At 68.7% G+C, this 25866-nt stretch carries 24 protein-coding genes, 1 pseudogene and 1 other annotated feature; of the genes and pseudogenes, 10 read left to right on the top strand and 15 right to left on the bottom strand.

Translation table 11 applies throughout. The annotated features are described in order from the left end of the window. Positions 1-108, bottom strand: a sequence feature (AL1L pseudoknot). This feature is flagged as partial in the annotation. Next, a pseudogene (locus FNH24_RS08795) lies at positions 1-395 on the bottom strand (transposase); the annotation flags it as partial. It overlaps the preceding feature by 108 nt. Before the next feature lie 110 nt (positions 396-505). Here FNH24_RS08795 and FNH24_RS08790 point away from each other — a divergent pair. Then, entirely contained in the window at positions 506-1594 is a 1089-nt protein-coding gene (locus tag FNH24_RS08790) for an IS110 family RNA-guided transposase (protein WP_152361780.1), read from the top strand. Between the two features lie 387 nt (positions 1595-1981). Here the strand turns inward: FNH24_RS08790 and FNH24_RS08785 are convergent, their stop codons facing one another. Genes FNH24_RS08785 through FNH24_RS08765 form a run of 5 tightly spaced genes read right to left on the bottom strand, consistent with a single transcriptional unit; the run spans position 1982 to position 7711 of the window. Then, on the bottom strand, positions 1982-3157 hold the full coding sequence (locus FNH24_RS08785) for a Gfo/Idh/MocA family protein (protein WP_217428109.1): 1176 nt from the start codon (positions 3155-3157) through the stop codon (positions 1982-1984). 56 nt (positions 3158-3213) lie between these two features. Further along, a complete protein-coding gene (locus FNH24_RS08780) occupies positions 3214-4263 on the bottom strand; it encodes a Gfo/Idh/MocA family protein (RefSeq protein WP_152361778.1) in 1050 nt (349 codons plus the stop codon). 14 nt (positions 4264-4277) lie between these two features. Continuing rightward, positions 4278-5906 (bottom strand): extracellular solute-binding protein, encoded by a 1629-nt coding sequence (locus FNH24_RS08775; RefSeq protein ID WP_152361777.1) that lies wholly within the window; start codon positions 5904-5906, stop codon positions 4278-4280. 24 nt (positions 5907-5930) lie between these two features. After that, the gene (locus FNH24_RS08770; RefSeq protein WP_152361776.1) at positions 5931-6866 is read right to left on the bottom strand and encodes a carbohydrate ABC transporter permease; all 936 of its coding nucleotides are present in this window, start codon (positions 6864-6866) and stop codon (positions 5931-5933) included. Then, positions 6863-7711 carry an ABC transporter permease gene (locus FNH24_RS08765; protein ID WP_152361775.1) on the bottom strand — a complete coding sequence of 283 codons (849 nt, stop codon included), beginning with the start codon at positions 7709-7711 and terminating at the stop codon, positions 6863-6865. The genes FNH24_RS08770 and FNH24_RS08765 overlap by 4 nt, the downstream gene beginning before the upstream one ends. A gap of 361 nt (positions 7712-8072) precedes the next feature. Here FNH24_RS08765 and FNH24_RS08760 point away from each other — a divergent pair, with 361 nt between their 5' ends. Together FNH24_RS08760 and FNH24_RS08755 are read left to right on the top strand one after the other, a co-directional pair. Continuing rightward, complete coding sequence (locus FNH24_RS08760) at positions 8073-9092, top strand: LacI family DNA-binding transcriptional regulator (protein WP_152361774.1); 1020 nt, start codon at positions 8073-8075, stop codon at positions 9090-9092. Positions 9093-9201: 109 nt separating this feature from the next. Beyond that, positions 9202-9504, top strand: a complete 303-nt coding sequence (locus FNH24_RS08755; protein ID WP_152361773.1) for a hypothetical protein — start codon at positions 9202-9204, stop codon at positions 9502-9504. On the opposite strand, the gene FNH24_RS08750 is transcribed toward FNH24_RS08755, so the two are convergent. The 3 genes from FNH24_RS08750 to FNH24_RS08740 form a co-directional block, all read right to left on the bottom strand. Beyond that, positions 9482-9934 carry a hypothetical protein gene (locus tag FNH24_RS08750; RefSeq protein ID WP_152361772.1) on the bottom strand — a complete coding sequence of 151 codons (453 nt, stop codon included), beginning with the start codon at positions 9932-9934 and terminating at the stop codon, positions 9482-9484. The genes FNH24_RS08755 and FNH24_RS08750 overlap by 23 nt on opposite strands. After that, positions 9934-12318: a CehA/McbA family metallohydrolase gene (locus FNH24_RS08745; RefSeq protein ID WP_152361771.1), complete on the bottom strand. Its 2385-nt coding sequence runs from the start codon at positions 12316-12318 to the stop codon at positions 9934-9936. Before FNH24_RS08745 ends, FNH24_RS08750 begins: the two co-directional genes overlap by 1 nt. Positions 12319-12454: 136 nt before the next feature. Further along, a complete protein-coding gene (locus tag FNH24_RS08740) occupies positions 12455-13789 on the bottom strand; it encodes a dicarboxylate/amino acid:cation symporter (RefSeq protein WP_152361770.1) in 1335 nt (444 codons plus the stop codon). Positions 13790-14002: 213 nt separating this feature from the next. Between FNH24_RS08740 and FNH24_RS08735 the strand changes: the two genes are divergently transcribed. After that, a complete protein-coding gene (locus tag FNH24_RS08735; RefSeq protein ID WP_217428108.1) occupies positions 14003-14854 on the top strand; it encodes an HAD family hydrolase in 852 nt (283 codons plus the stop codon). Between the two features lie 132 nt (positions 14855-14986). Here FNH24_RS08735 and FNH24_RS08730 read toward each other — a convergent pair whose 3' ends face one another. The 5 genes from FNH24_RS08730 to polA all read right to left on the bottom strand — a co-directional run bounded on the left by FNH24_RS08730 (position 14987) and on the right by polA (position 21203). Then, positions 14987-15643, bottom strand: coding sequence for an SDR family NAD(P)-dependent oxidoreductase (locus FNH24_RS08730; RefSeq protein WP_175047872.1), 657 nt, complete (start codon positions 15641-15643; stop codon positions 14987-14989). Positions 15644-15777: 134 nt separating this feature from the next. Next, on the bottom strand, positions 15778-16473 hold the full coding sequence (locus FNH24_RS08725) for a response regulator transcription factor (RefSeq protein ID WP_152361769.1): 696 nt from the start codon (positions 16471-16473) through the stop codon (positions 15778-15780). Further along, positions 16470-17759 (bottom strand): sensor histidine kinase, encoded by a 1290-nt coding sequence (locus FNH24_RS08720; protein WP_152361768.1) that lies wholly within the window; start codon positions 17757-17759, stop codon positions 16470-16472. The genes FNH24_RS08725 and FNH24_RS08720 overlap by 4 nt, the downstream gene beginning before the upstream one ends. A 53-nt stretch (positions 17760-17812) precedes the next feature. Further along, positions 17813-18325: a hypothetical protein gene (locus FNH24_RS08715; RefSeq protein WP_152361767.1), complete on the bottom strand. Its 513-nt coding sequence runs from the start codon at positions 18323-18325 to the stop codon at positions 17813-17815. 142 nt (positions 18326-18467) lie between these two features. Beyond that, the gene (polA, locus tag FNH24_RS08710; protein ID WP_175047871.1) at positions 18468-21203 is read right to left on the bottom strand and encodes a DNA polymerase I; all 2736 of its coding nucleotides are present in this window, start codon (positions 21201-21203) and stop codon (positions 18468-18470) included. 72 nt (positions 21204-21275) lie between these two features. Here polA and FNH24_RS08705 point away from each other — a divergent pair, with 72 nt between their 5' ends. From FNH24_RS08705 to FNH24_RS08680, 6 genes are all read left to right on the top strand, one after another. Beyond that, on the top strand, positions 21276-21695 hold the full coding sequence (locus tag FNH24_RS08705; RefSeq protein WP_152361766.1) for a PaaI family thioesterase: 420 nt from the start codon (positions 21276-21278) through the stop codon (positions 21693-21695). A gap of 86 nt (positions 21696-21781) precedes the next feature. Beyond that, positions 21782-21994, top strand: a complete 213-nt coding sequence (locus tag FNH24_RS08700) for a hypothetical protein (protein ID WP_152361765.1) — start codon at positions 21782-21784, stop codon at positions 21992-21994. Between the two features lie 127 nt (positions 21995-22121). Beyond that, positions 22122-22436 carry a hypothetical protein gene (locus FNH24_RS08695; RefSeq protein ID WP_152361764.1) on the top strand — a complete coding sequence of 105 codons (315 nt, stop codon included), beginning with the start codon at positions 22122-22124 and terminating at the stop codon, positions 22434-22436. Positions 22437-22550: 114 nt separating this feature from the next. Then, positions 22551-23597, top strand: coding sequence for an SGNH/GDSL hydrolase family protein (locus tag FNH24_RS08690; protein WP_152361763.1), 1047 nt, complete (start codon positions 22551-22553; stop codon positions 23595-23597). A 25-nt stretch (positions 23598-23622) separates the two neighbouring features. Continuing rightward, positions 23623-24243: a hypothetical protein gene (locus FNH24_RS08685; RefSeq protein ID WP_161606059.1), complete on the top strand. Its 621-nt coding sequence runs from the start codon at positions 23623-23625 to the stop codon at positions 24241-24243. A gap of 89 nt (positions 24244-24332) precedes the next feature. Next, positions 24333-25400 carry an SGNH/GDSL hydrolase family protein gene (locus FNH24_RS08680; protein WP_152361761.1) on the top strand — a complete coding sequence of 356 codons (1068 nt, stop codon included), beginning with the start codon at positions 24333-24335 and terminating at the stop codon, positions 25398-25400. On the opposite strand, the gene FNH24_RS08675 is transcribed toward FNH24_RS08680, so the two are convergent. Then, positions 25397-25768, bottom strand: coding sequence for a DUF192 domain-containing protein (locus FNH24_RS08675; protein ID WP_152361760.1), 372 nt, complete (start codon positions 25766-25768; stop codon positions 25397-25399). The genes FNH24_RS08680 and FNH24_RS08675 overlap by 4 nt on opposite strands. Positions 25769-25866: the final 98 nt, after the last annotated feature.

The following is a 25866-nucleotide window of genomic DNA, read 5'->3' as shown; positions in this document are numbered from 1 at the left end:
CTCGGTGAGCACGCGACAGATCGGCTCGACCCCGAACTGATCGCGGTGTTCGTCGATGAACACGGTCAGTACCTGGGTGGGCGGTCGAGCTCCGCCGCGAAGAAAGCCGATGCCGACTTCAAAATCTCATTCGCCCGGCGCAGCTCGGCGTTCTCCTTCTTCAACTCCTTGATCTCAGCGATGTCCTCAGTCGTCTTACCGGGCCGAACACCATGATCAACTTCTGTCTGGCGGACCCATTTCCGCAGGGTCTCGGCCGACCCGATCCCGAGCTGACCCGCGATCCTGCGGATCGCTTCGAACTCGGTCGGGTAGTCGCCGCGCTCCATCGCCTCAGCGACCAGCCGGACCGCACGCACCCGCACCTCACGGGGATACTTCGACGGACGTGCCATAACTCCATCCTCCAACTAATGAAGTCTCCAGACACCCCGGGGCGGTTCAGTGCCACCCGGTGACGTGCCGATCCGTTCCCGAACAGAGGAGACGAACGACCTTGTCCAGCATGCCGCAATCGAGTGATCATTCCCAGCCTGATGGCCCGCCCGAGGTGATCCTGGGCGTGGACACTCACAAGGAGTTCCATGTTGCTGCCGTGCTCAGCCAGCTCGGCACGGTCCTGGGAACTCGGTCGTTCCCGACGACGATCCGCGGCTTTCGCAGATTGCTGTCGTGGTCGCGGGGGTTCGGCGTGGTGGGTCGTGCCGGGGTCGAGGGCACCGGCACGTTCGGCAAGGCACTGACCCGGCATTTGCGAACGGCCGGGATCGTGGTGATCGAGGTGAACCAGCCCGATCGGGCTGACCGGCGCCGGCGAGGCAAGACCGACACTTTAGACGCCGAAGCCGCGGCTCGAGCCGTGGTGTCTGGCCGCGCCACCGCGACGGCGAAGTCCAGCGACGGGCCGGTGGAAATGTTGCGATTGTTCAAACTGGCCAAGGAATCAGCGATCAAGTCCCGCACCCAGACGATCAACCAGATGAAGAGCGTGGTGATCAGTGCCGACCCCGAACTCCGCGACGAGCTCACGGCCATGACCACGGCCAAACTCGTGCGACACTGCGCCAGCCTGCCCGACCAGCCGGCCATCGACGTCTCGACAGCGGCCCGCTACACCTTGCGGCTCCTCGCCCGACGAGTGCAAGAACTGTCGAGCCAGATCACCGACCTCAAACGGTGCCTCACCGTCACCGTCACCCGGCACGCACCCACCCTGCTGGACCAGAAAGGGATCGGGCCCGACAACGCAGCCCAACTCCTCATCACCGCCGGTGACAACCCCGACCGACTCCACACCGAAGCGGCCTTCGCAGCCCTCTGCGGCAGCAGCCCGGTCCAAGCCTCCTCCGGCAACACCCGCCGACTCCGCCTCAACCGCGGCGGTGACCGCGCCGCGAACTCCGCGCTCTACCTGATCGTGATCACCCGGCTCCGCTGGTGCCCACGCACCCGCGACTACGTCACCCGCCGCACCACCGAAGGCCTGTCCAAACGCGACATCATCCGCTGCCTCAAACGCTACATCGCCCGTGACGTCTACAAGATCATCACCCAGCCCCGCCAACCACCAAATCCCCTACCCATCGCCGCTTGACAAACATAGGGGCATCGTTTCCCGGCCTTCCGGCGCCGATCGAGCCGGGAAACGTCACAGTCGACGATCCCGCCACAGCCCAACCGATACCCGGCCGGAGCACCGAGGCGACGGCGAGACCCGTCCGCTCCTTGGCGCGTCTGTCCGGCCGTCAGGCCGAAACCGGAGGGGCACGATCTGGCTCGCCCTTCGACAGGCTCAGGGAACGAACACTGGGGCTTGCCCTTCGACAGGCTCAGGGAACGAACACTGGGGCTTGCCCTTCGACAGGCTCAGGGAACGAACAACCGACGGGCCCAGGAAACGACACCCTGGCTCACCGTCACCCCTCCGCGGGCCCGAGCGACACCAACCGATCCAGATCAATCGGTGGATCCGGGTCGGGGGTCAGATGGCGAAGGACTCGGCGAGCTGGGCCTCCGGGAGGCCGCCGTTGAGGGCCCGGTAGAAGGGATGGTCGGGGGTCAGGTCGGCCCGGTCGACCGCGGTGCCGGCCACCGAGGAGGCGTAGAGAGCGGTGACGAACTCCATCGTCGGCCGGGTGCTGGCCAGGGTCGTGTCGTGCGGCCGGCCGGCCGCCAGGTCGTCGATCAGCCGATCGAGCTGGGCGCTGTGGCTGCTGGCCACGTCGGCGCCGGCCGAGGCCGTCCACGGGTCGCTGCCGGTCTCGTCCGCCGCCGCCCCGGCCAACGCGCCGGTCGCGGTCCGGACGCCCGGATCCTGCCCCAGGCTCGCCGCGCGCTTGGCGCCGGGCACCGGGTGGAAGGTCCAGTCGGCGTCGGAGTAGCCGTAGACATGATCGACTTCGAGGCTGCCCTCGGTGGTGTCGATCCGGATCCGGCTCAGCTCCCGCGGAGACAGCAGGCTGTTGATCACCGTCGCGACGGCGCCGCTCTCGAAGATCACCGAGGCCATCGACACGTCCTCGAACTCCACCGGCCGGTCCAGTCGGACGGCGGTCGCGTTGATCGTCTTCCACGGACCGAGCAGGTGCAGCAGCAGGTCGATCTGGTGGATGCCGTGGCCCAGGGTCGGGCCGCCGCCCTCCCCCACCCAGGTGCCGCGCCACTCCGGGTCGAAGTAGCTGCGCGGCCGGAACCACAGCGTCTCGCAGACCGCGACCTGCGGGATGCCGAGCGCGCCGCGACCGAGCAGCTCGGCCGCGCGCAAGGCGCCGGAGCCGTGCCGGTGTTGGAAGATCACGTAGACCGAGCCGGCGCTGGCCCGCTCGGCCTCGGCGACCGCGTCCAGCTCGGCCAGCGAGAGCACCGGCGGCTTCTCCAGCAGCACCGAGTGGCCGGCGCGCAGCACCTCGATCGCGATCTCGGCGTGGCTGCCCGGCGGTGTCGAGACCGACACCAGGTCGGGCTGCTGCGCCGCCAGCAGTTCGGTCGTGCTGGCGTACGCCGTGCCGCCGAACTTCTCTGCCGCGGCCTCGGCCTTCTCGCCGATGATGTCGGCGACCCCGACCAGTTCCGTCCGGCCGGTCTTGGCGTAGCCCTCCAGATGCCGGCGGCTGATCCCGCCACAACCGACGACGGCGACCTTCACGTTGTCCCGCACTCCCATTCCTACCGTTTCCGTTCTCGTGCTGTTGATCATCGAGTTCGTCGTCATAGTCAGCGAGCGGCGCCGCGGACCGTCGCGTTCTGTTGGGCGGTCAGCGCCAGCCGCATGGTCTCGAAGGTGTGCTCCTGCGGGGCGGCGGTCGTGGTCCGCTCCCGTACGTCGCGGACCAGGTCCGGATAGTAGGTCAGCTCGACCTCGGAGCAGTCGATGTATTCGGTGCCGGCCTGGTCGACCACGAACAGGTGGTTGCCGCCGTCGCGGCCCTCGACGTCGACGTACTTGCGCATCTCCAGGTAGCCCTCGGTGCCGAGGACCATCAGCCGGCCGTCACCCCAGGTCGGCAGCCCGGCCGGGGTGTACCAGTCGACCCGGACATAGCCCTGCGCGTTGTCGCTGCGCAACAGGACCTCACCGAAGTCCTGCAGGCCGGGCCGATCCGGATTGGCGAAGTTGCCGACCGTGCTGGTCACCACCTCCGCGGTCCGGGAGCCGGTGAACCACAGGAACTGGTCGATCTGGTGCGAGGCGATGTCGGTGAGGATGCCGCCGAACCGGTCCTTGTCGTAGAACCAGTCCGGCCGGCCGCCACCGCCGCCGAGGTGGCCCTTGTCGCCGATCCGGTGCGGGCCGAGACCGAGGGTCTGCACCACATTGCCGATCCTCCCCTGCCGGACCAGCTCGCCGGCCTTGATCACGCACGGCACCTCGAACCGCTCGGAGAACGTGACCGACCAGAACCGGCCGGTCTCGGCCACCGCCTTCTCGATCTCGGCGAGTTGATCATGACTGACACAGCCCGGCTTGTCGGCGACCACGTCCTTGCCGGCCCGCAGCGCCGTCAGCGCGATCGGCCCGCGACGGTCCGGCACGGCGGCGGTCACGACCAGATCGATCCCGTCCCGGCCGGCCAGCTCGTCGGGATCGTCGGCCACCTCGACGTCCGGATAGCGCTGCCGGAGCGACTGCGCGATCGCGGCGTCCGGATCGTCGGTCGCCAACGCGACGAACTCGGCTCCGGCTTTGATCAGGCCGGCCACCTGGCCGAAGACGTGAGCATGATCAAGTCCGACGGCGGCGAACCGTACGGGTCGGTCGGTCATGGAACCCCTTCTGTTCAACGTGATTCTGCGAGCACCTTCGCGAACTCTTCGGCGATCTTGTCGCCACCGTCACTCTTCCACTTCTTCACTCCGGCGGCCCAGGCGGAGATCGGCTTGCGGCCGGTGATGATGTCCTCGGCCACGTCGTCGAGGGCCTCGTTGATCTGCGGGCCCTTGCGCCGGTCGGTCTCGGAATACATGCCGGAGACCGGATTGTCGATCGCGTTCGGGCAGATCTCCTTCATCGCGTCGAAGCACACCTGCGTGCTCGACGCGTCCTCGGGCAGGAAGACCGTCCACGGCCCGTCGGCCTGATACGACAGGCCGAGTTGCGACTCGCTGAAGCCCTTCTCGTTCAGCACCGGCTTGCCGTCGACCATCTCGTGGTGGACGCCTTCGAGGCCGTACTTGCGGAACAGGTACTCCTGGGTGCCGAACGGCGCCGCCAGGAAGTTCAGGTACGACAGCAGGGTCTCGACCCGCGCCTCGGCCTTCTTGTTGATCGCCGTGACGCCGATGGTGGGCCCACCCAGCCAGGTCTGCCCCTGCCCGGAGCCGTCGGCCTTCGGTGGCGGGATGATCGCGATCCGGGCCGCGTCCTGCACCTTCGTCTGCAGATAGGTCTGCCACCCGCTGAACGTGTCGTGCACGAGCGGGCTGGTTCCGTTGTTGAACCGGGCCTTCATGTCCTGGTTCTGACCGGAGTACGCGTCCGGGTGGATGTAGCCCTCCTTCCACAGCCGGGTGAGGATCTCGAACACCGCCTCGTGGGACTCGTGCTCCCGGAAGCTGGTCAGTGATCCGTCACCGTTCTCGGCCCAGCCGCTCGGCTGGTCGAACATGTTGCGGACGAAGTTGGTCGGCGCGGTCGCCAGCGCGAACCGGTTCTTGCGCTTGTCCGACAGGCCCTTGCACAGTTCGACGAAGTCGTCGGCGCTCTTGACCTCCGCCTTGAGCCCCTGCGCTTCGATCATGTCCGCGCGGCTGTAGAGGACGCTGGAGCTGATCGCGCCGCGCGGGATCGGGATGGCATAGACCTTGCCGCCGAAGATGCACCCGTTCCAGCCGGTTTCGGGCAGGTTGGCCAGGAACGGGTACTTCTTGATGTTGTCGCCGGACAGGTGCGGCGTCAGGTCGGCCGCCTTGGCCGCCAGCATCTGCGGCACCTGCGGGATGCCGCCGACCATGAAGATGTCGCCCAGCGTGTTGCCCGCCACCGAAGTGGCGAACTTCTGGTTGTAGTCCACCGACGGCGTCAGGCTGACCGTGACCGGCGACCCGGCCTCCTTGTTCAGCTCCTGCCAGAACGCGTTCTGCGCCAGCTTGGGCGGGATCGGCGTGTTCGTGTAGGTGGTGACCGAGATCGGCTCGCCGTCGCCCGGCGGCTCGGCGATGGCGTCCACCGGCTCGGCCGGGTAGCGCAGGAAGGCGTCCGGGATGTTGAACTCGGCTCCGGCCAGGTCGGGCTTGACGCCCTCGTAGCGGACGTAGGCGGGTCGGACCTGGGAGCGGGTGGCGTCATCGTTGTTGCCGGTCTCGCCGCCGCGACCCTCGTTGGAGCAGCCGACGACGCCGGCCAGGCCGACCGCCGCCCCTCCGGCCAGCATCGCCCGGCGGGTCAGCCGTGAATCAGGAGTCTTCATTGTCTCGTACCTTTCATTTCGGAATCAGCCCTTCACGGCTCCGGTCAGCACGCCCTTGGCGAAATGGCGCTGAATGAACGGATATACACACAAGATCGGAACAATGGAAATCATCAGAATCGCCATTTGAATCGAGGTCTGCGGCGGCAGAATCTCTGCGCCCATGCCGAGATCCTGACCGCCGATCTCGACCCCGTTGACTACGTAGGTCCGCAGCACCAATTGCAACGGCCAAAGGCTGCTGTCGTCGATGTACAACAGCGCACTGAAAAAGCTGTTCCAATAGCCGACCCCGTAGAAGAGGCCGATCACCGCGACCACCGCCTTCGACAACGGCAGGCCGATGAACCAGAAGAGCTTCCATTCCGACGCGCCGTCCATCCGGGCCGAGTCGATGATCTCTCCCGGCAGGCCGACGAAGAAGGCCCGCACGACGATCACGTTGAACGCGCTGACACAGGTCGGGACGATCACCGACCACAACGTGTTCAACAGTCCGAACTGCTGCACGGTGAGATACATCGGGATCAGGCCGGGATTGAACAGCAGGCTGACCAGGACCAGCAGCAGCAACGACTTGTTGCCGATCGTGCCACGCCGGCTCAGCGCCCAGCCGAGGGTGCAGGTCAGGAGCAGGGCGATCGCAGTGCCGACGACGGTGATGAAGCCACTGACCAGCAACGCCTGGGTGACCGTGCCGCCGGCGAAGATCGACCGGTACGCCGACAGGTCGATGCCGCCGGTCGGGAAGAGCACGAAGCCGCCGGCCTGGATCACCTCTTCGGGGCTGGCCAGGCTGGTGGAGATCACTCCGATGAACGGAAACACCACCAGCCCGCAGATGATGAAGAGAAAGATTCCCTTGATCACGCGCTCGGGCATCCGCGGCATCACCATGCCGCCGACCAGCACCTCGCGCCGCTTCTGACCGGGTGGCCGGTCGAGCTTGACCTGACTCATCCTCGGTAGACCCCTTCCTCACCGAACTGATGCGCGATCTTGTTGGCCAACAGCACCAGCGTCAGCGCCACCACGCTCTTGACCAGGCCGACCGCGGCCGAGACACCCCAGTTCCCGCCGATGATCCCGTTGTTGTAGACGTACGTGTCGAGCACTTCACTGGCATCGACGCCGACCGCGGGCTGCTGCAGAATGATCTGCTCGAAGCCGACGGTCAGCGAGTCGCCGAGCTTGAGGATCAACAGCAGGATGATGATCGGCTTCAGGCCCGGCAGGGTCACGTGCCAGGTCTGCCGCCAGCGGCCGGCCCCGTCGACGGCCGAGGCCTCGTAGAGCGAGCGGTCGATCTGGGAGAGCACAGCCAGGAACAAGATCGTGGCCCAGCCGGTGTCCTTCCACATCACCTGTGAGGTCAACAGAGCCCGGAACACCTCGATGTTGCCGATGATGTTCATGGCCTCGAAGCCGTTGATCCGCAACCAGTTGTTGATCATGCCCGTGCCACCCAGCACCTGCTGGAAGACGGCGACCACGATCACCCAGGACATGAAGTGCGGGACGTAAATGATGCTCTGGACGAGTTGCCGGAGCCGGTTCGAGAGCAGGCTGTGCAGGACCAGTGCGACGACGATGGGGGCTGGGAACACGATCACGGTCTGGATCGCCGTCAAGATCAGCGTGTTCTGCACCGCGTTCACGAACGCCGGATCACCGCTGAAGATGATCGTGAAGTTCTCGAGCCCGACCCAGAGGCTCTCGCCCACACCGAGATAGGGCTGATAGTCCTGAAAGGCGATGACATTTCCCCACAGCGGATAATACTGGAAGGCGAGAATGATGATCATTCCCGGGACCGCGAGCAGCAATACCGGATAGTCCCGTAACAACCGGGTGCCGAGCGAACGTTTTCGCGTCGGTCTCACTGAGTGGGAATCGGGGTCCACAGGGGTCGCGTCGCGTGTCGGACGAGTCAAATCAACCTCAGTCACGGACGCTCCCTTGGGTCTGCTGAAAAAGTGATCGATCCACTTCTGGCAGGGAGGCTAATCGCGGTCCGAGCAGGAAGTCAAGGCCTCGACAATCGTTTGCCATCCCCGTTGCCAAAGCGGTACCCCACGGTGGCCACTGGCCGAAATCCCGGGGTGGATCGATCACATTCTGGTACCCTCAGGGCCGGCATCGTGCGGGCGAGGTGAGGAGGACAATATGGCAGAGGTGGGCGAGAAACGACCAGCGACCATCCATCAGGTGGCCAGCCTCGCCGGGGTGTCGCACACGACGGTTTCGCGCTATCTGCAGGACAAGGACAGCCTGAAGCCGAAGACGCGGGTCAAGGTCGATTTCGCGATCAAGACGCTCGACTACCGGCCCAATCTGGTCGCCCGGTCGATGCGCACGCGCCGCACCAACCGGATCGCGATCGTGCTCCCCTCGGGTCCGCACTCCCCCGGCCGGCTGCTCAGCGCGGCCTCCGAGACCGCCCACCAGGCCGGCTACCAGGTCGAGATCGTCAGCATCGAGGGCGGCCCGAGAGCGCGCGCGGCCCGGGTCGACGAACTGGCCAGATCCGGCCAGGTGGAAGGGATCCTGTCCATCTCGTCGATCGACGTCCGCGGCAAGAAGAGCTGGAACGTGCCGATCGTCGTCAGCGGCAACTATGACGACGAGCTGCGCGGTCTGGGCGAGCTCGCCGACGCCTCCGAGATCCGGGAGATCATCGAACACCTCGCCGGCCTGGGTCACCGGACCTTCCTCCATGTGGCGGGCGCGCAGACCTTCGCCTCGGCCCGGAGCCGGAAGCAGGTCTATCTGGAGACGATCGAACGGCTCGGCCTGCGATCGTTCGCCGCCATCGACGGCGACTGGTCGGCCCAGTCCGGCTTCGACGCGATGGCCGGCCTGCCGAGCGACAGCGGCGTCACCGCCGTCGTCGCGGGCAACGACGTGGTCGCCATGGGCGTGATCCGCGGTGCCCGCAGCCGCGGCTGGGACGTCCCCCGGGACCTCAGCGTGTTCGGCTGGGACGACTACGAGATCGCCCGGTTCGCCACCCCCTCGCTCTCCACCGTGGCGGTGGACCGGGAGGCGCAGGGTCGCGAGGCGATCCACCGGCTGCTGGCCGAGATCCGCGGCGAGCCCGTTCCGGAGCCCGCCCGCGGGACGATCAACCGCGTCATCTTCCGGGAGTCGACCGCCCCGCCGCCGGCCGCGGTCTCGGGTCGATGATCAACTGACCTGCCCTTCGACAGGCTCAGGGAACGGAACGAGGGCGCCTTCCGACCACGACCCGCCGACCACCGAAATCGATCCGGCGAAGGTCGGGGAGGATGGGTGGATGGCGAACTTTCGTGCCCGTACCGCGGACGGCCGGACCGTCGACGACATCGCGCCGGCGACCCTGCGGCCGTTGCTGACGGAGGCGAGCGGGACCGTGATCATGGAAGGACCGGCCGGTCAGCTGGCCGAGGCCAGCTCGGCCGCGGACGGTCGATGGCGGATCGAGGTCGCGACCGCGGCCGACGCGCCGCGGGAGGCGGCCACGGTGCCGAATGCGGACGCCGCGTTCGACGCGCTGCGGTCCTGGGCGGCGGACGACGACTGGTGGCGCGAGGCGTTCAGTTGGTCGCCGGTGTCCTGACGGTCTCGGCTGCCGGTTCGCGGCCGGACGCGTCATCCGCCCGGCAGCGCAGGTAGAGAAACGCGGTGTTCTTGTTCGCGAGACCGCCGAGCGAGCCGAGGGCCCAGAACCGAAGCGTCAGGTCGGCGCCGCCCGGCCGGGTCAGGCGGACCCGGAACCGGGTGTCCTGCCGGGGTGCTCCGGTGAGTTCGGTGTCCGGGGCGTCGACCTCGACACCCGGCAGGGTCGACCACCGGAGCTGCAGCGGGCCCGTCACGTAGCCCTGATTGATCACGGCGACCGCGACGCTCGCCCACTCGCCCGGCCGGGCCGGATCGAGCGCGACGTCCGTGCGGGCAGCCTCGACCCGACCCTCCGGGTTGATCGTGACCACGAGAACGGCGTTCCCGGTGTCGGTGCTGCAGCAGGGGCAGCCCGGTTCGCAGGCCATCACTCGACCTCGCTCTCGTCGCGACGGGCGGCGTAGACGGTCTGCGCCTGGTCGTACGCGGCGCGCGCCGCCTCCCGTTCGGCCGGCCGGATGAAGCCGTGCTTGACCTGCCAGAGCTTGTCGACGCAGTCGTACAACCACTGCGCGCTGCGCCGGGAGGCCCGGATCGGCCGGTCGCCGATCTCGACGAAGATCGGCTGGGTGTGCAGGCTGGGCAGCAGCCGGAGCGCGACCCAGGAGGAGCGTTCCAGCTCGAGGTCGACGGTGAGCTCCTGCTCGGTGCCGTCGGCGACGAGCTCCCGGCTGGCGACCGGCAGGCCGTTGACCACCACCTCGACGCTGACCGTCCGGGTGTCACCGATCCGGGCCCACTCGAGGTGCCAGGCCGAGGCGTCCCAGTCGCTGGAGCCGTTGCTGGGCACCGACGGGGCGGTCGGCGCGAGGTCGTAATCGAAGCCCTCGACCGTCGGTGCCGGCCGCTGCTCCGGCAGCAGGGCCGCGACCGTCGCGGTCAGCCGCACCGCGCCCGGCTCGGCCCGGCGCTGCTCGCGGGACCGGTCGCCGTCCAGCGCGACGTCGAACGCGTGGCTGCGGCCGTCGCCGAAGTAGGAGGCCCGGGTCCGCAGCCCTTCGATCCACTCCTCGAGCGCCCGGTCGCCGGCCGGCGGGGTCGGCAGCGACACGTACGTCCGCCCGATGCCCGGCCGCTCGTCGGAGACGCAGGGAAAGTCGGTCTCCCCCAGCATCAGCGTCCGGAAGCCGGTGTTGAGCAGGTGATACCAGACATTCATCTCGGCGGCGAGGCCGAACTCGGCCCCGGCGATGAAATCGGCGGCCTGGTGCGGCACATCGACGACCAGCTCGTTGGACCCGATCGAGGCGAACGGCGGGAGGTCGTAGTTGGGCAGCTCGCGCGACGGCGTGGCCATCCCCAGGCCGCAATGCGCGAACCCGGTCAGGGCGCCCTGTTGCTGCGCCCACTGGTGGATCGGGAGGTTCCAGGAGGGCCAGTCCTCCAGCACCGCGGTCCCTGGATAGTCCTGATCGGTCAGGCCGAGCAAGATCAAATGACCCGAATGGCTGGACGGGAAGCCGGAGATCTCGACGTCGTAGCGCAGCACACTCTCGCCGTCATGATCAGTGCCGCGCGGGTCCCAGGTCACGCCCTGGGCTTCTTGGTGGGCAGGGAATTCGAGGGTGGCGGGCGGACTGATGCTGCGGCCGGTGAAGAACTGCTTCTGGTAGTAGTAACACGGGCCCCAGGTGAGCACGCTGGACACCCAGATCGCCTCACCGCGGACGTGTCTGATCATGGTCTCCGGCGTCACGCCCTCGGTGGGCTGGCTGTAGTGCGAGCAGCCGCCGCCGTGGATGTGCGGGTCACCCGAGTAGTAACCGCGTTCGGCCGGGTCGATCCACCGATCGAGTCGTACGGCGAGCTGGGCCGGGTCGGCCGGGTCCACGGTGAAGCGAGTGATCACCGGCCGGTACTCCGGCCCACGCCAGGCCGTGACGTCGTACTGGCCGGCGGGCAGGCGGAGGATCTCGCCGGACGCCCGGTACACCTGATCCTGGAAGAACATGTCAGGAGCCAGCCGCAACCCCCGCGACGGGTAGACCCGGCCGACGTCGTCGCGCACGATGATCGACGCCATGCAGGTCCGGCCGTCGCTGTCGCGGACATCGAACACGACGTCGCGGGCCGGGGTCGCCTCGACCTCGAGCTCGAGCTGGGTCGACCCAGCGGTCCCGATGCGGCGCCGTTGCGTCTGCTCCCAACTGTCCCCCTGACGGTCCCCGTCGAGCTTCGGGCCCGGCGAGCGGCCGATGGTGATCGGGGCGGTCCGCTGACCGGCGTCGCGGCTGTAGATGCTGAGCACGAAGAACTCCAGCTCGCGCCCGGTCAGCGCGCCGGAGCCGTCGAGTCGGAGCTCGTACCACCACCGGTCGCGGATCGTCGAGGCGTGCTCCACCCGGTCCGGCAGATAGGGCCGCGTGACCATGCCGCTCGCCCAGGTCACGTCGCTGCCCCCGCCGCCGACCGAGAAGCCGGCCTCGATGCCGCCCGGGTTGTCGGCGCAGATCAGGAAGCTGCGCCAGCCGCCCTGCACCAGCTGCGCCCGGCCGCCGAGCTGCTTGATCAACTCCGGGCCGCGTGGTCCGACCCCGAACTCCAACAACAGGTGTGGGGCGAGCAGCCGCCGCAGCTCGGCGGTCAGCTCACCGGCCGCGCCCTGGTCCAGGGCTGCCACCGCGTCGGCCAGGTCGGCGGCCACCGGCTCGCCGAGCTCGGTCAGCCGGGTCAGGGCACGGATGGCGGAACTGAGGATCGGCTGCGGCACCGGCGTCGTCGCGGTCGGCTGATCGGTGAGGTCGTGGCTCACGCTGCTCCAATCGAGGGTGAGGGACTCCCATCGACACTAGCGTCGTGACACCTGCGTTCGCCACCGGATTCAGCGCGCTGAAGCTACGCACTGCCGCGTTCGGATCGGCTGGACGTCTTGATCAACAACGCCTTGGTCAGGCGGCGGGGACCGGTTCGCGTTCGATGGAGTCGACCGACGCGCTGTTGTAGACCTTCTCGTCCAGCAGTCCGTTGCGCTTCGCCACCAGCACCGGCACTAGGGCCTGGCCGGCGACGTTGGTCGCGGTCCTGATCATGTCCAGGATCGGATCGATCGCGAGCAGCAGGCCGACGCCCGCCAGCGGTAGGCCGAGAGTGGAGAGAGTCAGCGTCAGCATCACCACCGCGCCGGTCAGACCGGCCGTCGCCGCCGAGCCGACCACGGAGACGAACGCGATCAGGATGTACTCCCGGATGCCGAGCGGCACCCCGAACAGCTGGGCCACGGTGATCGCGGCCAGCGCCGGATAGATCGCCGCACAGCCGTCCATCTTGGTGGTGGCGCCGATGGGTACGGCGAAACTGGCGTAGTTCTCGGAGACGCCGAGGTTGCGGGTGACCACCCGCTGGGTCAGCGGCAGCGTGCCGATCGAAGACCGGGAAACGAAGGCGAACTGGATCGCGGGCCAGGCGCCGGCGAAGAACTTCGACGGCTTCAGCCCGTGCAGCTTGATCAAGATCGGGTAGACGACGAACAGCACGATCGCGCAGCCGACGTACACGTCGATCGTGAACACCGCCAGCGGAGCGAGCAGGTCCCAGCCGTAGTCGGCGACGGCCCGACCGATCAGCCCGGCGGTGCCGATCGGCGCCAGCCGGATGATCCACCAGGTGATCTTCTGGAACACCGCGAGCGCGCCCCGGGTGAAGTTGAGGAACGGCTCCGCCTTCTCGCCGACCGCCAGCGCGGCCGCCCCGAGAACGATGCCGATCACCACCAGCTGCAGCACGTTGAAGCTGAGCGAGCTGGAGATCCCGGCGTCGTTCTGCGAGGTCGACACCTCCAGGCCAAGGACGTTGCCGGGGATGATCGATTCGAGGAAGTCGTGCCAACTGCCGGTGCTGGACGGTTCCTTGGCCCCACCCAGGTCGACCCCCGCCTGCAGGCCGGGGTTGGTGATCAAGCCGATCGTCAGACCGATCACGACCGCGATCAGCGCCGTGATCGCGAACCAGATCAATGTCTGGACCGCAAGCCTGGCGGCGTTGGTGACCTGGCGCAGATTCGCGATGCTGACGATGATCGCGGTCAGCACCAGCGGCACCACCACGACCCGCAGCAACCCGACGAAGCTGCTGCCCACCGTGGCCAGCACGTCGCCCAGCCAGCCGACCGAGAACTGGCGGGCCAGGAACCCGAGGGCGATGCCGACAGCGAGTCCGAGCAGCACCTGCGCCCAGAACGGGAACTTGAACCCCGGCCCGGACTCCGATCGTGCAGTTTCAGCCATGACCACCCCCAACCCACCCACCGCCGCCCCTATTCCCCCTCCCCGCCGACTTGTCAGAACTGAGTTGTGCCATAGGGCAACTCAGTTCTGACAACTCGGCCGGATGGCGACCGTTGTCCACACCCCGACCCCCCCTCCACCGCCGAGTTGTCAGAACTGAGAGGCGCTATAGGGCTACCCATTTCTGACAAGTCGGCGGTTAGGGTGAGCGGCGTGAGCTTGGGTGGCGGGGTGCGGCTGGTGGCGACGGATCTCGACGGGACGTTGCTGGACGACAGGCTGACGGTGAGCCCGCGGACTCGGGCAGCGCTCGATGCGGTGCGGGCGGCGGGGATCGTGGTGGTGCCGGTGACGGCGCGACAGCCGCGCGGGACCCGGATGATCGCCGAGCAGGGCGGCTTCACGGAGTGGGCGTTGTGCGGCAACGGGGCCCAGTGCGTCCACCTCGGGACGGGCGAGGTGATGTTCGAGGCGTACGTCGACGTCGCGGTGCAACGGGCCGTCGCCGAGGCGCTGGCGGATCGGGTGCCCGGAGTGCTGTTCGTCAGTGTCCGGGAGGCGGGCGAGGTGTTCGTCGCGCAGGACGGGTATGCGGCGATCGCCGACTTCGAGGACCACAAGCGCGATCCGGCGACGATGGGCGGCCACGCCCTGGCTGCCGTGGTCGCCGAGCCGAGCCTGAAGTTCGTCGTCCGGCATGCCGAGCGGACGCCGGACGAGCTGGTCGCCGAGGTCCGGGCGCTCGGCCTGGGCGGGTTCGCGGTCACCCATTCCGGGGCGCCGTTCATCGAGATCCTGGCCGAGGGTGTGAACAAGGCCTGGGGTGTGGCGCAACTGTGCGAGCGGTTCGGCATCGACCGGAGCGAGGTGCTCGCCTTCGGCGATGCCCCGAACGACGCCGAGCTGCTCGCCTGGGCCGGCCGCGGGATCGCGATGGCGAACGCCCACCCGGAGGCCAGGGACGCGGCCGACGAGACCACCCTGAGCAACGCCGAGGACGGAGTCGCCATCGTCCTCGAACAGCTACTCGAGCCGGCCGGATCCGGTACCGCCGCCGCCGGCTAGTTAGCCCGCCCGCCGGACCCACCACCGCTCCCTCAAACGCGGCAGTTGCAGCCAACCGCGGCAGTTGCAACTGCCGCGTTTGGTCTGAACTGCCGCGTTTGAGGGAGCGGGTGGGGTGCCGCGAGGTCCGTGTCAGCCTTTGAAGCGGTGGATGGAGGTCCAGTGCTCGCGGGGCTGGGCGTGGAGCTGCGGATAAACCTCGGCGATCAGGGCGGGATCGAACGGGCCGCCCGGTACGACCGTGTCGGTGACGACGACCGAGGCCACGTGCACCCCGGCCGGGCCGTACTCGGCCGCCAGCAGCTCGGCGTAGGTCCGGGCCGCCGCCTTGCCCAGCGACAGGCTGGTGTACGCGGGCACCACGGCCGGCATCCCGCTGGTGATCAGGATCGATCCGCTGCCTCGCTCGGCCATCAGCGGGGCCAGCTTCGCGGCGGCCGTGGCCAGGCCGACCACATTGACCGCGAGCGTGTCGAGCAGTTCGGCGGCAGACAGTTCGCCCGGCGCGTCGGGCCTGATCTTGGCCGCGTTGTAGACCAGCACGTCGGGCACTCCGTGCTTGGCCACCGCCTGGTCGAGCACGTCGCGCAGTGCTCCCTCGTCCGTGCTGTCGGCAGTCAGGCCGAGCGCCACCTGGCCGGTGGCGGTGATGGCGTCGACGACCGGGTTCACGGTCGTGGCGGAGCGGGCGATCACCGTGATCGCGTAACCGTCGGCTGCGAATCGCTGCGCTACCGCGTTGCCGATCCCGGGGCCGGCGCCGATCACGATGGCGGACTGGTTGGACATGGTTCCTGCTTTCGGGGTCGCTGAACGGGCGCACGGAACCGCGCGCTCGGTCATGAGTGGTCGATCCGCAGACGGGGCGGATCACTGGCGCAACTTCCCGCGGCCGCATCGCTATTCCGGCCGGCCGCCGGATCTCACATGCCGGGCAACAGCCGGCCGGCGAGGGCCACCGCCTGGGCCCGGTCCCGGACCCCGAGCTTGGCGAACAGGTTGTTGATGTGGGTCTTCACCGTCGCGACGCTGACGAACAGTTCGTCGGCGATCTCGGCGTTGTTCCGGCCCACGCCGATCAGCCGGAACACCTCCCGCTCCCGACCGGTCAGCTGTGCCAGCCGGGGATCCGCCGGCGCCGGTCGGGCCGCATCGGGCTGGGCCGCCGTCGACCCGGCCTCCGGTTGCCAGCCGGCGAGCAGCCGGGCGGTGACCGCGGACCCGAACGTCGCCTGCCCCCGGGCGACCGAACGCAGCGCGGCGGCGAGGTCGTCCCGGGACGCGTCCTTGGTCAGGTAGCCGCGCGCGCCGGCCCGCAGTGCCTCGGCGATCGAGGCGTCGTCGTCGAACGTGGTCAGCACCAGGACCGCGGTCTCCGGATGGTCGGCGACGATCCGCTCCGTGGCCCCGGCGCCGTCCAGCACCGGCATCCGTAGATCCATCAGCACCACGTCCGGCCGGTGCTCGGCGACCAGGGCGATCGCCTGCCGACCGTCACCGGCGGAACCGATCACCGACACGCCGTCCAGCAGCGACAGCACGGTGACCAGCCCGTCGCGGACGATGTCCTGATCATCGACCACGAGCACCCGGATCGTTGTCGCGGCGTTGTCGATCATGATTCCTCCTGGTCGTCCGGCTGGGCCGCGGGCTCGGTCCACTCGGCGCTGACCAGCCAGCGGTCGCCGCGCCGTTCCGCGGTGACGGCGCCGCCGATCTCGGCCAGCCGGTGCCGCATCCCGGCCACGCCGAGCCCGCTGCCGGTCCCGGCCAGCCGGTCACCGTCGTCGCGTTGTTCATGATCATCGGCCGCCATCGAGTTGATCAACTCGAGCCGGACCGTCGGTCCGGTGAAGACCAGCGTGGCCGCCGACCGCGCCCCGGGCGCGTGCTTGTTGATGTTGGTGATCGCCTCCCGGGTCACGGCGGCGAACGCCTCGGCCACCCGACCCGGCACCGGGCGGGGATCGCCGACCACCTCGAAGCCGGTGCCGAGCTGGACCCCGACCGGGCCGCGCAGCACGGCGATCAATCGGGCCGCCAGGTCGGTGTCGGCCGTGGTGCCGGCGCCGTCGTTGCGCAGCTCGCGGACCGCCAGCCGGGCCTCCCGCAGCCCGTCCACGGCGAGCCGGCGCGACGTGCGGATCCGTTCGGCCACAGTGGCCGGGTCGCGACCGGCGGCCAGCATCGCGTCGGCCGCGTCGAGTTGCACCACCAGCCCGCCGAGGGAATGGGCCAGCAGGTCGTGCATGTCCCGGGCGATCCGGTTGCGCTCCTCCAGCACCGCGGCCCGTTCGGTCTCGGCCCGGGTCTTCTCGGTCTGCTCGACCACCTCGCGGCTGCGCTCGACCAGGTCCAACTCGCCCTGGCGGCGGAGTTGGCGCTGCCGCCGGCTGTAGCCCAGCGCGATCACCCCGAGGGCGACCCCGGCCGACCAGAGCGGCTCGCGGTGGTCCGCCGCGGAGAGCCAGACCGCGATGATCAATACGACTCCGCCGGCCGCGGCGACGATCATGGCGTACCGGAGCCGGATCAGCGGCTTGCCGACGATGTTGATCACACCGACCGAGAACACGGCCCAGCCTGCGGTCAGCAACTCGAAACAGAGAGCGGCACCGGCCAGCACCTGCACGATCGACGCCCCGATGGAGACCGCCGGGTTGGCCAGCCACCGCAGCACCGGGTTGGTCGGCTCTGCGCCGCCGCGTCGCGGGAAGTCGGAGCCCAACACCCCCACGACAAGAGCCAGGATCGCGACCGAGGAGGCGATCATGGTCGGCACCGATCGGCTGAACCCGCCGAGCGTGATGATCACCCAAGCTAGGGCGACCACCGCCACCGGTGTGAACGACCGCAGCGGCTCGCCGAAGGAGCGAGCCGCACGGTTGCGGGACAGGAACGTCACGAGCGCCGACGCTACCCTCGTTCGGACCGGAGATCACCCACCGTGACCGCCGGTCAGCGCAGGCTATCGACCGGGACGCGGGCCGGGGCCGACGCCAGCCGGTCCACCCGCCGGGTGATCACGAACGCCTGAATGCCCTTGACGATGGCGATCAGGACGAAGATCAACGGGGTGCTCGAGGCGAGCTGACCGCCGGCCTGATGGGACAGCACCGCCATCGTGATCCGGACCGCGATGAAGCCGAACCAGATGGCCAGGCCGGGCCCGGTCAGCCGCGACTTGATCTCCCCCGCAACGATGTCGATCCGGGTCAGCCGGCCCATCAGCAGGCCGCCGACGACCGCCAGCCCGAGCTCGGCGGCGATGGTCAGCACGTCAGCGATGCCGACCTGCGGCGCTCCCATCGCCGGGTAGGTCTGGATCCCGACCACCACGGCCGCCCCGACCAGGACCAGCGGGGTCATCAGCAGCCGGCGGGCTTTGACCGGCTGCCAGCTGAGCTGTCGGACCGAGACGAAGATCAGCAGCGCGATCGCGGCGAGGATCGTGAGCACCGAGGACAGCATGAAGGACACCTTCCGGGTTGGATCGGGGCGTCCCGGCCGGTCTGCGGCCGGTGAACCCCGGTGGAATTGATGTCCTCAAGTCTTCGAGATCAGGGCCTCCCGGCCCACCGCCCAGGGGTGGAGAACCGGGTGGAGAAAGGGGTCAGTGGGCGGCTTCGTGCCAGGAGCGGCCGAGGCCGACCGAGACGTCGAGCGGGACGCTGAGGTCGACGGCGTGGCTCATCTTGTCCTCGACCAGGGCGATCGCGGCGTCCCGCTCCCCCGGGACCACCTCGAAGACCAGTTCGTCGTGCACCTGCAACAGCATCCGGCTGCCCAGGCCCTGGTCGATCAGCGCCTGCTCGACGTCCAGCATGGCGATCTTGATGATGTCGGCGGCCGAGCCCTGGATCGGCGCGTTCAGCGCCATCCGCTCGGCCATCTCCCGGCGCTGCCGGTTGCTGCTGGTCAGATCCGGCAGGTAGCGCCGGCGGCCGAGCAGGGTCGCGGTGTATTCCGTCCGACGGGCGTCGTCGACCAGCGACCGGAGGTAGTCCCGGACCCCGCCGAAGCGCTCGAAGTATTCGTCCATCAGGCCCTTGGCCTCGGACACCTCGATGCCCAGCTGCTGGCTCAACCCGAACGCGCTCAGCCCGTACGCCAGGCCGTAGTTCATCGCCTTGATCTTGGCCCGCTCGGCCTGGTTGACCGAGCCCGGCTCGACGCCGAACACCCGGGCCGCGGTCACCGTGTGGAAGTCGGCGCCGGACTTGAACGCGTCGATCAGGCTCTCGTCGCCGCTGGCGTGCGCCATGATCCGCATCTCGATCTGCGAGTAGTCGGCGGTGAGCAGCGTCTCGTAGGAGTCGCCGACGATGAACGCCTCCCGGATCCGCCGGCCCTCCTCGGTCCGGATCGGGATGTTCTGCAGGTTGGGCTCGGTGCTGGACAGCCGGCCGGTCGCGGCGATGGTCTGGCCGTAGGTGGTGTGGATCCGGCCGTCGTCGGAGATCGACTTGAGCAGCCCCTCGACGGTCTGCCGCAGCCGGGTCGCGTCCCGGTGCAACAGCAGCTGGGCCAGGAACGGGTGCTCGGTCTTCACGTACAACCCTTGCAACGCGTCCGCGTCGGTGGTGTAACCGGTCCGGGTGCGCCGCGTCTTCGGCATCTTCAGTTCGTCGAACAGCACCGTCTGCAGCTGCTTGGGCGAGCCGAGGTTGATCTGCTTGCCCAGGATCGAGTACGCCTCCTCGGCGGCGGCGGCCACCTTGGCCCCGAACTCACCCTCCAGGCCCTCCAGGTGGGCGACGTCGACCGCCACCCCGGTCTGCTCCATCCGGGCCAGGGTGCGCTGCAGCGGCAACTCCACCTCGCGCAGAAGCATGGTCTCGTTGCGCTCTTCGACCTCGGCGTCCAGCGCGTCGGCCAGGTCGATCACGGCCCGGGCCCGGATCATCGCCGCGTTCGCCGCGGCCTCCGCCCCCGAGTCGTCGTCGCCGAAGTCGAGCGCGAGCTGATCACCGGTCTCGGCCGCGGCGTCCTCCGCCCGCAGCTCCCGCTTGAGATAGCGCAGGGTCAGGTCGGCCAGGTCGAAGGTCCGTTGGTCGGGCCGGATCAGATAGGCCGCCAGCTGGCTGTCGGAGGTCAGCCCGGCCAGCTGCCAGCCGCGGGACCAGATTGCCAGCAGCGGACCCTTGGCGTCGTGGATCGCCTTCGGCCGGTCCGGATCGGCCAGCCAGCCGGCCAGCGCCGCGTCGTCGGCCGGGTCGAGCTCGGTCACGTCGAGATAGGCCGCGGCACCGTCACCGGCGGACAGCGCGATGGCCCGCAGGTCGCCGGCCCCTGCGGCCCAGTGGCCGATCAGGTCGACGCCGGTCCGTTCGCCGGCGGCGTGGGCGGCCAGCCAGTCCGTCAGCGCCCCGGGCGCCAGTCGTTCGCCCTCGACCTCGAAACCGCCCTCGGGCGCCGTCTCCTCCGCCGGCAGCGTCTCCAGCAGCCGGTCCCGCAGCACCCGGAACTCCAGCCCGTCGAACAGCTGGTGGGTCGCCTCCCGGTCCCAGTCGCGGCGGGTCAGGTCGGTCACCTTGAGTGGCAGCTCGACATCGGTGACCAGCGCGTTGACCTGCCGGTTGAGCCGGACGTCGTCGATCCGTTCCTTGAACGCCTCGGCCGCCTTGCCCTTCAGCTCGCCGGCGTGCACGAACAGGTTCTCCAGGCCGTCGTAGGCCTCCAGCCACTTGGCGGCGGTCTTCGGCCCGACCCCGGGCACACCGGGCAGGTTGTCACTGGATTCGCCGACCAACGCCGCCAGCTCCGGATAGCGCTGCGGGGTGACGAAGTACTTCTCCTGCACCGCGTCCGGCGTCATCCGGGCCAGGTCGGAAACACCCTTCCGCGGATAGAGCACGGTCACCCGGTCCGACACCAACTGCAGCGCGTCCCGGTCGCCGGTGCAGATCAGCACGTCGAAGCCCTCGGCCTCGGCCTGCTTGGCCAGGGTCGCGATGATGTCGTCGGCCTCGAACCCCTCCTTGTCGACATGGGCGATGTTGAGGGCGTTCAGCACCTCCTTGACCAGGTCGACCTGGCCCCGGAACTCGTCCGGCGAGGTGCTCCGGTTGGCCTTGTATTCCGTGTACATCTCCGACCGGAACGTCTTCCGGGACACGTCGAAGGCGACGCCGAGATGGGTCGGCTGCTCGTCCCGGAGCACGTTGATCAACATCGAGGTGAAGCCGAAGACACCGTTGGTGTGCTGGCCGGTCTTGGTGCTGAAGTTTTCCACCGGCAACGCGAAGAAGGCACGGTAGGCCACCGAGTGGCCGTCGATCAGCAGCAGGCGCGGCCGCTCGCCCTCCCCGGCGGGAGCGGGCGCTTCTGGTTCGGTGATGGTCGACACGCAGGCGACTCTAGCGGCCCGGACCGACAGTGTCCGGGTCGGTGGATCCGGGTCGCTGACTACCCTGTCCGAATGACCGCCTCGCTGCCCGAATGGGCCTCCGCGCTGACCAGTGCGCTCGACTCCCGGATGGGCCTGGAACTGCTCGAGGTGTCCGCCGAGCGGGTCGTCGGCCGGATGCCGGTCGAGGGCAACACGCAGCCGTTCGGGCTCTGGCACGGCGGCGCGTCCTGCGTGCTGGCCGAGACCCTGGCGTCGATCGGCGCGACCGGCCACGGGCTGCCGGACCGGGTCGCGGTCGGCGTCGATCTGAACGCCACCCACCACAAGGCGGTCCGGCAGGGCTGGGTCACCGGGACGGCGACCCCGATCCGGCTGGGGTCGCGGGTCGCCAGCTTCGAGATCGTCCTCACCGACGACGACGGCGCCCGGGTCTGCACCGCCCGGCTCACCTGCCAGCTGATCCCGCGCCGAGACGACGCCCCGGCCTGAGCCGTCGGCCTCTGGGCCCAGGGGCCCAAGCCGGTTGGGTCTCCGGGCTCAGGCGCGGCCGGGCGTCGCCGACCTAGGGTCGGATCATGATCAACTCTCGGATACGGGTCTCCGCCGCGGGCCGGCCACAGACGGCCCGCATCCTCGAGTACGTCGGCGTCGTCCTGTTGGCCCTCTTCCTGGTGATCGGCATCGCGGTCGCCGGCTGGGGCGGCCAGCTGCGCGGCTTCACCGCCCAGGTGGCCTGCTCGGTCACGCCGCAACCGGACTGCCCCGCACCGCCGTCGGGTTCTCCCTGAACTGCGCCGACTTCGCGGTACGGTGCCGGGGCGGCACCCACGACCGCACCGACCCTGATCACGGAGCACCGGCCATGACCCTGCTGACCCCCGCCGGGCGTCGACTCCGGAACGGAGATCTGACGGCATGGCGATGAACCTCCGGTCGGTGACCTGGATCCTGTCTCTGGCTGCGATCATCGGGAACTCGATGCTCATCGTGCTCGCGATGGCGCTCGGATTCCACATCGGATCCTCGCTCTCCGCACTGGCCAACTCGGCCAAGGGGCAGGCGATGGCCTACCTGGCCGTGCCGGGGCTGATCCTCTCGATCATCGCCCACGTGTTGAACGGTCGAGCCACCACCTCCGGACGAGGGACGGCCGGCCCAGTGATCACGATCATCGCCCTCGCCTGCGGGCTGATCAGCCTCACGCTCTTTCTCGCGCTGCCCTGGCACTGATCGAACAGGTCGATGATCATCCACTGAACTTGATCATCAGTGGGCCCAGGGGCCCACGCCGATCGGGCCCACGGGCTCAAGCGGATGCCGGTCTCACTCTCCTAGCCTGTGGTCATGATCAACATGCCCTGGTCGCCCCGAAGGCGCGATGGCGGGCAAGGAACGTTGGAGTACCTCGCGGTGCTCGCGATAGCGGCCATGCTGATCCTGGCGGTGGTGATCGCCCTGTGGGGCGCCCAGGTCGGATCGATGGTGTCACGGGCGCTCTGCACGATCACCCAGCAGGCCGTGTGCAAGATCGACTCCGGGCCCTCACCGTACGAACGGGCGCTGACCGGTCGCTACGTCGCACTGGGCGACAGCTTCGCCGCCGGCGAAGGCGCCTGGGACTACGAAGAGGGCACGGACTTCGATGATCGCGACGATCCGTGGCCCTTCAACGATCACGAAGAAGAGCACAATCGTTGTCATCGCTCGGCCAACGCCTACGCGCAGCTCCTGGCCGCCGGCAACCGCTTCGCCGGCGGCGCCAAGTTCGTGGCCTGCTCCGGCGCCGAGAGTTCCGACTTCAACCAGCCCAACGACAAGGAGACCGGCGAGGCCCCCCAATTCGAGGCGCTCGACGACGACGTCTCGCTGGTCACGCTGTCGATCGGTGGCAATGACGTCGGCTTCGCCAAGGTGCTCACGGCGTGCGTCGTACACGGTGGCCGCGCACCGTCCAGTTGCCGGGAGCAGCTGGACGAGTCGCTCAGCAGAAAGATCGCGGCGCAGCGGTCCAATCTGCTGGCGCAATATCAACAAGCCAAGGAAAAGGCCAAGAACGCGCGGATCATCGTCGTCGGCTATCCCCCGCTGTTCCCCGAGAATCCCAGCTACCGCAACAGCCTCACCGCCGAGGACCAGAAGTGGATGAACGAGAAGGCCGCCGAGCTGAACCGGACGATCGCCTCGGCCGCCCAGGAGGCCGGCGTCGAATTCGTCGATCCGAGCGCGGACTTCGCCGGGCACGGCATCGGCAGCGCCGATCCCTGGTTCAACGAGCTCACGTTCGATGGGCCGGGCATGATGCTCGTCGATCCCAGCAGCTTCCATCCCAACGCCAAGGGTCAAGCCGCGTTCGCCGAGGCGATCCAGCGACAGTTGGAGGATCCCCGATGAGAAGGGTTGTGCCACGATGATCACCATGACCGATCCGAGCCGGGGACCGCTGCCGCGATCATGGGTCGCCGTGATCGCCGGACTGATCACCGTCGCCCTGGCCGGTTGCCAGTTGACTCCGCCCGCCGCCCCGCCGCCGCCCGACGTCCGTCCGGACGACTATCTGATCAAGGTCGAGGATCTGCCGAAGGACTGGCGGCTCAGCAACGATTCCGCCGGCGGCTATCGCACCCAGGTCTGCGGGGTGGACCTCGAGCCGTCGCCGCCGGCCGCCATGGCCAGCGTCCGGTTCTCGATGGGCCCGTTCGGTCCTTTCGTCCAGCAGTACGTCCGCAGCTACACCGACGACACCGCCGAGCGCGTGATCACCGGCTTGTCCGGAGCGGTTCCGGGCTGCACGTCCTTCGTCGCCACGGGGACGAAGGGGACGAAGAGCGAGACGTTCCGGATCACGCCGTTGAAGCTCGATTCGGCCGGCTCGGAGGTCGTCAGCTGGCGTCAGGTCCCGGAGTCCAATCCGGGATTGATCACCGACCTGGCGTTCTTCCGCCGTGGCGACACCATGATCGCCTTCCTCTCGTACAGCATCCGGGACGAGCCCGACCCCAAAGTGCTGGAGCAGGCGATCGCCGCGGTGCCGAAGTAGCGGTGCCAGGCCGGTTGGGTCCCTGGGCCCAGCCGAGTTGGGTCCGCGGACTCAAGCGCCGAACCGGCCCCGGGCCGTAACGTCAGATCATGATCAACAGGCTGCGTCGGACCGGGGCGGTGCGAGACCGCGGCGCCGGCGCGATCGACTACATCGGCGCCATCGCGATCGCGACCTTGTTGATCATGGGCGTCGTCTACGCGGGCCTGGCGAGCCAGGTCCAGTACGTGGCGGCCGACGCGATCTGCCGGTTGATCCAGCAGCCGGGCTGCATCAGCCAGGTCGGCGTGACGCCCTACCAGCAGGCGCTGGCCGGCAAGTACATCGCGATGGGCGACAGCTTCGCCTCCGGCGAGGGTGCCTGGGACTACGAAGAGGGCACCGACTTCGACGACCGCGACGATCTCTGGCCGTTCAACGACGACGAGGAAGATCACAACCGGTGCCACCGTTCGGCGAACGCCTACTCGCAGATCCTGGCCGCCGACAACGACTTCGCCGACGGTGATCAGTTCGTCGCCTGCTCCGGCGCGGTGATCGACGACTTCGACGATCCCAACGGCGCGAACACCGACGAAGAGGCCCAGCTGGACGCCCTGGACGAGAACACCTCGCTGGTGACCCTGTCGATCGGCGGCAACGACCTCAAGTTCGCCGACGTGCTGCGGGACTGCGTGATCAACGGCGACGGCGGCGTCGGCTTCATCGACACCTGCCAGGAGAAGCACGACGACCGGATCACCAAACGACTGCCCCAGCTGAAGCGGGAGCTGATCGCTCTCTACCAGCAGGCGAAGGACAGGGCGCCCAACGCCCGGATCATCGTCGTCGGCTACCCGCCGCTGTTCGAGGAGAACCCCGAGGACGACTACGGCAACCTGCTCTTCGCCGAAGATCAGGAATGGATGAACGAGCGGGCCGGTGACCTCAACGACGTGATCCGGTCGGCGGCCGCCGAGGCCGGGGTCGAGTTCGCCGACCCGACCGACGCCTTCCGCGGCCACGGGATCGGCAGCGACGATCCCTGGTTCAACGACCTGGACTGGGGCGGCCCGGGCATGATGCCGGTCGATCCGAGCAGCTTCCACCCGAACGCCGAGGGCCACGCCGCCTTCGCCAAGCTGATCCAGGCCCAGCTCGAGAACCCGATCGACTAGGGCCCTTCTCGGCGGATCGCCAGCACCCCGCCGGCCTCGATCCCCCACGCTGCCATGGCTCCGGCCCCGGCCTCGATCGTCGCGGTCGCCCGCAGTCGGGGTCGGGTGCCGCCGATCCACGGCTTCAGGGTCTTGATCAACAACACCCGGCCGGCCCGGTCGACCACGGCGACATCGATCGGGTAACGCATGCCGACCATGTGCACCGACGGACAGCGGGTGATCCACAGCGCCCCGACCACCGAATCCGTGCCGAGCAGCCCGCGCTGCCGCGACCGGTACGACTCGGCCACGGCGAGTGGCGCGATCTCGACCTCGTTGTAGAGCAGCCGGTGCGGTCCCGGCCCGAACACGACGCTTTCGGCCATGATCATGACCTTAGCGGCGCGATACCGATGTCGGGTGATGACTGTTTGACGCGTCCTTCGGCTAATGTCGTGCCGACCCCTCGGGACCGGGTGCGGAA

Origin of the sequence: Microlunatus speluncae (assembly GCF_009299835.1) — a bacterium.
Taxonomy (GTDB): domain Bacteria; phylum Actinomycetota; class Actinomycetes; order Propionibacteriales; family Propionibacteriaceae; genus Microlunatus; species Microlunatus speluncae.
The sequence above is the reverse complement of the archived record's forward strand: the minus strand, read 5'-3'. Positions and strand labels throughout refer to the sequence as shown.